The sequence below is a fragment of the Hydrogenophaga sp. genome, assembly GCF_048549895.1.
Lineage (GTDB): Bacteria > Pseudomonadota > Gammaproteobacteria > Burkholderiales > Burkholderiaceae_C > Hydrogenophaga.
The window spans coordinates 1-6,929 of the sequence record NZ_JBLYYB010000230.1; the positions used below are offsets into that span (position 1 = coordinate 1).

The following is a 6,929-nucleotide window of genomic DNA, read 5'->3' on the forward strand; positions in this document are numbered from 1 at the left end:
AGATCGGCGCGGTGTGGTTCCCGGGCACCTACCTGGGCGACACGCGCTACCTGGACAGCGAGAACATTGACGGCACGCTGGAAGAGCAGTTTCAGCGCGGCATGGCCTTCATCAAACGCAGCTTGCACCACGTGCAGGCGGGTCGAGGTTTCAACACGTTGGGGCAACTGGAGATACCGGAAGAGGCCTTTGTGGAACTGCTGGTGAACGCGCTGGTGCATCGGGATTTTTTGGTCAGTGCCACCGTCCGTTTGTTTGTGTTCACCGACCGGGTGGAAATCATCAGTCCCGGCCATTTGCCTGACAACCTGACGCCGGAGCAGATACGCACCGGCGTTTCCAACCGGCGCAACCGGGTGCTGGCCGAGCACGCGGCGCACATCCTGCCGTACCGCGGCCTGGGCACCGGCGTGCCTCGAGCGCTGGTCGCCTGGCCCAAGATCGACTTGCTGGACGAACGCGAGGCGAACCAGTTTCGAGCGGTGGTGTGGCGGGTGGCAACCCCGCAAGTCACCCCCGAAGTCACCCCCGAAGTCACCCCCGAAATTTTGCGCTTGCTGGCGGCATTGAACGGCGAGATGAGTCGCACCGAACTCATGGCAGCCCTTGGCCTGAAAGACGAAAAACACTTTCGTGTGCACTACCAGCAAGCCGCTGTGGCGCTCGGTCTCATGGCGATGACCATTCCAGCCAAACCCAACAGCCGCCTTCAGCGCTACCGCCTGACCGCCGCCGGTCAAGCTTGCCTGCGCGCCCAAGCGTCCCCACCGTGATTCATCCATGGCCTGAGCGCGCACCAGCCGCCTATGGCTTTCATTGCCAAAATTGCGTTGATCCACAAAGGCTCAAACACTACAGTGCCTTTTCACCCTTCGCCCAACAAAGGAGATAACCATGTCCGAAGCCAAATGCCCCTTCTCTGGCGGCGCTCCCAGGAACGCCATCGCCGGCACGGCGACCAACGCCAGCTGGTGGCCCAACCAGCTCAATGTGAAGCTGCTCAACCAGAATTCCCCCCTGACCGATCCGATGGACGAGGCGTTTGACTACGCCGAAGCCTTCAAGAGTCTTGACCTTGATGCCGTCATCAAGGACCTGCATGCCCTGATGACCGACTCGCAAGACTGGTGGCCTGCCGACTACGGTCACTACGGCCCTTTCTTCATCCGCATGGCCTGGCACAGCGCAGGCACCTACCGCATCGCCGATGGCCGTGGTGGTGCGGGCGCCGGCATGCAGCGGTTTGCCCCGCTCAACAGCTGGCCTGACAACGGCAACCTGGACAAGGCGCGCCGCCTGCTGTGGCCGATCAAGCAGAAGTACGGCAGCAAGCTCTCGTGGGCCGACCTGATGGTTCTGGCGGGCAACGTGGCCCTCGATTCGATGGGCTTCAAGACCTTCGGTTTTGCCGGTGGCCGACCCGACGTGTGGGAACCCGAAGAGGTGTATTGGGGTCCCGAGGCCGAGTGGCTGGGCGACAAGCGCTACACCGGCGACCGCGAGCTGGAGAACCCGCTGGGCGCCGTGCAGATGGGTCTGATCTATGTGAACCCGGAAGGCCCCAACGGCAAGCCGGACCCGCTGGGCTCGGCACGCGACATCCGGGAAACCTTCGCCCGCATGGCGATGGACGACGAAGAAACCGTGGCGCTCACCGCCGGCGGCCACACCTTCGGCAAGGCGCACGGCGCGGCCGATCCGGGCAAGTACGTGGGCGCCGAGCCCGAAGGTGCCGGTCTTGAGGAACAAGGCCTGGGCTGGAAGAACACCTTCGGCAGCGGCAAGGGCGTGCACACCATCACCAGCGGCATCGAAGGCGCGTGGACGCCCACCCCCACCACCTGGGACAACAGCTACTTCGAAACGCTCTTCGGTCACGAGTGGGAACTCACCAAGAGCCCCGCCGGCGCCCAGCAGTGGACGCCCAAGGACCCTGCGGCCAAGACCGCCGTGCCCGACGCACACGACCCGACCCGCCGCCACGCCCCGATGATGACCACGGCCGACATGGCCATGCGCATGGACCCGGCCTACGAGAAGATCTCGCGCCGCTTCATGGCCGACCCGAAGGAGTTCGCCGACGCGTTCGCCCGCGCCTGGTTCAAGCTCACCCACCGCGACATGGGCCCACGCGCCCGCTACCTCGGCCCGCTGGTGCCCAAGGAAGAGCTGATCTGGCAAGACCCGGTGCCCGCTGTGGACCACCCGCTGGTCAACGAGCAGGATGTGGCCGCACTCAAGGCCAAGCTGCTGGCCTCAGGCCTGTCCATCTCGCAACTGGTCTCCACCGCCTGGGCCTCGGCCTCCACCTTCCGCGGCTCCGACAAGCGCGGCGGTGCCAATGGCGCGCGCATCCGCCTGGCGCCGCAGAAAGACTGGGCCGTCAACCAGCCGGCCGAGCTGGCCAAGGTGCTGGCCAAGCTGGAAGCGGTGCAAAAGGATTTCAATGCCGCGCAAGCCGGTGGCAAGAAGATCTCGCTGGCCGACCTGATCGTGCTGGGCGGCTGCGCTGCGGTGGAGGCTGCTGCGAAGAAAGCGGGCCACAACGTGACCGTGCCCTTCGCGCCCGGCCGCACCGACGCCACGCAGGCCCAGACCGACGTGGATTCGTTCGCGCCGCTGGAACCGGTGGTGGATGGTTTCCGCAACTACGCGAGCAAGGGTTTGGAGTCGTCGGCCGCCGAGCGCCTGCTCGACAAGGCCAACCTGCTGACCCTGACCGCACCCGAGATGACCGTGCTGGTCGGCGGCCTGCGCGCGCTGAACGCCAACGTGGGACAAACCGCCCACGGTGTCTTCACCCAGCGGCCCGAGACGCTGACGAACGACTTCTTTGTCCACCTGCTCGACATGGGCACCACCTGGCAAAAGTCGGCCAGTGCCGTGGGCGTGCTGGAAGGCCGTGATCGCGCCACCGGCCAGGTCAAGGGCACGGCCACCGTGGTGGACCTGGTCTTCGGCTCCAACTCGCAGTTGCGCGCCCTGGCCGAGGTGTATGCCAGCGCCGATGCGCAGCAGAAGTTCGTGCGCGACTTCGTGGCGGCCTGGAACAAGGTCATGAACCTGGACCGCTTCGACCTGGCGTGATCCGGTCAATCCACCGAAAAGGGGGCCGAAAGGCCCCTTTTTTTCGTCCCGGATGCGAGCGGGTGTCCAGCTTTCCCCACACAAGCCGCATGGGTACAGGTCGATACAGGGTGACAACCCCAACGATATGGAGCTCCCATGCGACTGAACACCCCCGTCACCCAGCGCGAGTACGAATTCCCGGACAACGCAACGCTGATGTCGACCACCGACACGCAGAGCCGCATCACCTACGCCAACGCGGCTTTTGTAGACGTGAGCGGGTTCACGCTGGAAGAGATTCAGAACCAGCCGCACAACCTGGTGCGCCACCCCGACATGCCCAAGGAGGCCTTTGCCGACATGTGGGCCACGCTCAAGGGCGGTGAGCCGTGGACCGCGCTGGTGAAGAACCGCCGCAAGAACGGCGACCACTACTGGGTGCGTGCCAACGCCACCCCGGTGATCCGCAACGGCCAGCACCAGGGCTACATGTCGGTGCGCACCAAGGCCAGCAAGGAAGAGATTGCCGGCGCCGAACGCCTGTACGCCGACATGCGCGAAGGCCGCGCCGGCAACATCAAGCTGCACAAAGGTCTGCTGCTGCGCACCGGCCTCACGGGTTTCACCTCGATGTTCAAGACCATGCGGGTGCGCACGCGCATCCGTCTTCCGCTCATTGGCCTGCTGGGTGCGATGCTGGGTGGCTCATGGGCACTCGGTCTGGGCGGCGTGCAGTGGGCGGAGTTCGCTGCACTGTCCACCGTCGGCGTGGGGCTGGCCACCTGGTTTCTCGAAAGCCAGATCGCCGGTCCGCTGGAAGCACTGCGCGCCCAGGCCCTGCGTGTGGCCAGCGGCGAAAGCCAGAAAGCTGCGCACATGGACCGGGTGGACGAGATCGGCATGACGCTGCGCAGCATCAGCCAGCTCGGCCTGATGTTCCGCTGGCTGATCGACGACGTGAGCGCCCAGGTGCTGACGGTGCAGACCGCCGTGAGCGAGATCGCCCAGGGCAACAACGACCTGAGCCAGCGCACCGAGCAGGCCGCCTCCAGCCTGCAGGAAACCGCCGCCTCGATGGAACAGATGACGGCCACGGTGCGGCAGAACGCCGACACCTCGCGCCAGGCCAACCAGCTCTCGGGCACGGCCAGCGAAGCCGCCTCGCGCGGTGGCCAGGCGGTGGCGCAGGTGGTCACCACCATGACCGACATCAGCGAGAGCTCGCGCAAGATCGCCGACATCATCGGCGTGATCGACGGCATCGCGTTCCAGACCAACATCCTCGCACTCAACGCAGCGGTGGAAGCCGCCCGCGCCGGCGAACAGGGCCGTGGTTTTGCGGTGGTGGCCGGCGAGGTGCGCAACCTGGCCCAGCGCAGTGCCTCAGCCGCCAAGGAAATCAAGGGCCTGATCGGTGCCAGCGTGGACAAGGTGGAAGCCGGCTCGCGCCTGGTGAACGATGCCGGCAAGACCATGGACGACATCGTCCAGCAGGTCAGCCGTGTGTCCGACCTCATCAGCGAGATCAGCGCGGCCACCATCGAACAAAGTGGCGGCATCCAGCAGGTGAGCCAGGCGGTGGGCCACCTCGATCAGGTGACGCAGCAGAACTCGGCCCTGGTCGAGCAGGGTGCAGCGGCCTCGGCCAGCCTGCAGCAGCAAACCAGGCGTCTGGTCGAAGCGGTCAGCGTGTTCCGCTAGGCAAGACCTGCAGCAGGATGCCCGACCACACCAGGCGCTGGTCGGCCTCGCTGAGCGGCCCGGCGCCCTGGCTGCCGAGAAACCACCCGATGTGCTCGTCGAAGCGCCGGTGGTTTTTGTCGTTGGGGCTGTAGATGTAGAGCGGCCACTCGCGCTCGACCTCACAACCGGTGAGGATGGTCAGGGTGCGGTGGGGCAGGATGTCCAGCGGCACCAGGTGCACCAGCGTCAGTTCCCTGACCCGGTGATCGTGTTCCATGACGACCCGCGTGCAGTCCAGACCGGCCGGCCCGTCGGCTTGTGCTGCGGCGGGCGTGGGGTGCGGCGCCACCGAGAGGATGCGCCCCGCCACCACGCGGACCGGGAACTCACCGCGCTCGGTCTGGGCCAGCCGGATCATCGGCGCGGTGCCGGGCGGTTCGTCGAAACAGCAGGGTTCAGGGTCATGGGGCACTCGCAGGCTTGTGTTTGTTGCACAAGGTAACCCACATCGCCTGCGTTCCCCCCGCCTGAGGGAGGCTTTGGGTAATGCATCACACAAGTCGTGTGCCCTGCGGCTCAGGCGGTGGCGATCTCCAGCAGCCCGAGCTTCTCCACCATCGCCTTGCGCAGCACGAATTTCTGGATCTTGCCGGTGATGGTCATGGGGAACGCGTCGACGAACTCGACATAGCGCGGCACCTTGTAGTGCGCGATCTGCCCCTGCGCAAAGGCCTGCAGCTCCTCAGCGGTGGCGCTCTGCCCGGCCTTGAGCACCACGCAGGCGCACAGCACCTCGCCATAGCGCACATCGGGCACGCCGACCACCTGCACATCCTGCACCTTGGGGTGGCGGTAATAGAACTCTTCGATCTCGCGCGGGTACACGTTCTCGCCGCCCCGGATCACCATGTCCTTCAATCGCCCGACGATGTTCACATAGCCTTCTTCGTCCATGGTGGCGAGGTCGCCGGTGTGCATCCAGCCATCGGCGTCGATGGCCTCCTGCGTCTTGTCGCGGTCGGCCCAGTAGCCCTGCATCACCGAGTAGCCGCGCGTGCAGAGCTCACCCACCACGCCACGCGCCAGGCACCGGCCGTCGGTGTCCACGATCTGAACTTCCAGGTGGGGCTGCACCCGCCCCACGGTGGACACGCGGCGCTCCAGCGGGTCGTCCACCGCGCTCTGGGTGGACACCGGCGAGGTCTCGGTCATGCCGTAGGCGATGGTCACCTCGCGCATGTTCATGCTGGAGGCCACGCGCTTCATCACTTCAATGGGGCACGGCGAGCCGGCCATGATGCCGGTGCGCAGGCTGCGCAGGTCGGTGGCGGCGAACTGCGGGTGGTCGAGCACCGCGATGAACATCGTGGGCACACCGTAGAGCGAGGTGCAGCGCTCGGCCTGCACCGCCTGCAGCACCGCCCCTGGATCAAACGCTTCGGACGGATACACCATGGTGCAGCCGTGGGTGAGGCAGGCCAGGTTGCCCATGACCATGCCGAAGCAGTGGTACAGCGGCACGGGAATGCACAGCCGGTCTTCAGGCGAGAGGCGGATCGCCTCGCCCACGAAGAAGCCGTTGTTGAGGATGTTGCGGTGGGTCAGCGTGGCGCCTTTGGGGTGGCCGGTGGTGCCCGAGGTGAACTGGATGTTGATCGGATCGGTGCAGGCCAGCGTGGGGCCGATGCTGGCCAGCCGGCTCACGTGTTCCGGTGCGGCCCGCACCGGCACCTCGTTGAAGTTGAGCATGCCCGGCGTGTGCTCCTCGCCCAGGCGCAGCACCCAGCGCAGGTGTGGCAACTGCTCGGCCACCAGCTCGCCGGGCGAACTGCCGTCGAGCTCGGGCGCAAGACTGCGCAAGATGTCGATGTAGTTGCTGGTCTTGAGCGCGGGCGCCATCACCAGCGCGGTGCAGGCCACCTTGTTGAGCGCGTAAGCGAGTTCGCTGGCGCGGTAGGCGGGGTTGATGTTGACCAGAATCAGCCCGGCGCGCGCGGTGGCGAACTGCATCAGCGTCCACTCGGCGCAATTGGGTGCCCAGATGCCCACGCGGTCACCGGGTTGCAGGCCCAGCGCCAGCAGGCCGGCGGCCAGCGCGTCGGTGCGCTGCAGCAGCTCGCGCCAGGTCCATCTCACACCCTGGTGCGGCACCACCAGGGCCTCGCGCGCGCCAAAGC

General features: G+C 66.2%; 5 protein-coding genes. 3 read left to right on the forward strand and 2 right to left on the reverse strand.

The features are described from left to right. The 3 genes from ACN4F8_RS21235 to ACN4F8_RS21245 all read left to right on the forward strand — a co-directional run. The coding region (locus tag ACN4F8_RS21235; RefSeq protein WP_419475399.1) for a Fic family protein at positions 1 to 773 on the forward strand (773 nt) is incomplete at its 5' end. Positions 774 to 894: 121 nt separating this feature from the next. Then, positions 895 to 3,087 carry a catalase/peroxidase HPI gene (gene katG, locus ACN4F8_RS21240; RefSeq protein WP_419475400.1) on the forward strand — a complete coding sequence of 731 codons (2,193 nt, stop codon included), beginning with the start codon at positions 895 to 897 and terminating at the stop codon, positions 3,085 to 3,087. 138 nt (positions 3,088 to 3,225) lie between these two features. After that, complete coding sequence (locus ACN4F8_RS21245) at positions 3,226 to 4,770, forward strand: methyl-accepting chemotaxis protein (protein ID WP_419475401.1); 1,545 nt, start codon at positions 3,226 to 3,228, stop codon at positions 4,768 to 4,770. Here the strand turns inward: ACN4F8_RS21245 and ACN4F8_RS21250 are convergent. Both ACN4F8_RS21250 and ACN4F8_RS21255 read right to left on the reverse strand, forming a co-directional pair. After that, the gene (locus ACN4F8_RS21250; RefSeq protein WP_419475402.1) at positions 4,754 to 5,224 is read right to left on the reverse strand and encodes a hypothetical protein; all 471 of its coding nucleotides are present in this window, start codon (positions 5,222 to 5,224) and stop codon (positions 4,754 to 4,756) included. The genes ACN4F8_RS21245 and ACN4F8_RS21250 overlap by 17 nt on opposite strands. A 104-nt stretch (positions 5,225 to 5,328) precedes the next feature. After that, on the reverse strand, positions 5,329 to 6,929 hold a 1,601-nt coding region (locus ACN4F8_RS21255; RefSeq protein ID WP_419475403.1), incomplete at its 5' end, for an AMP-binding protein.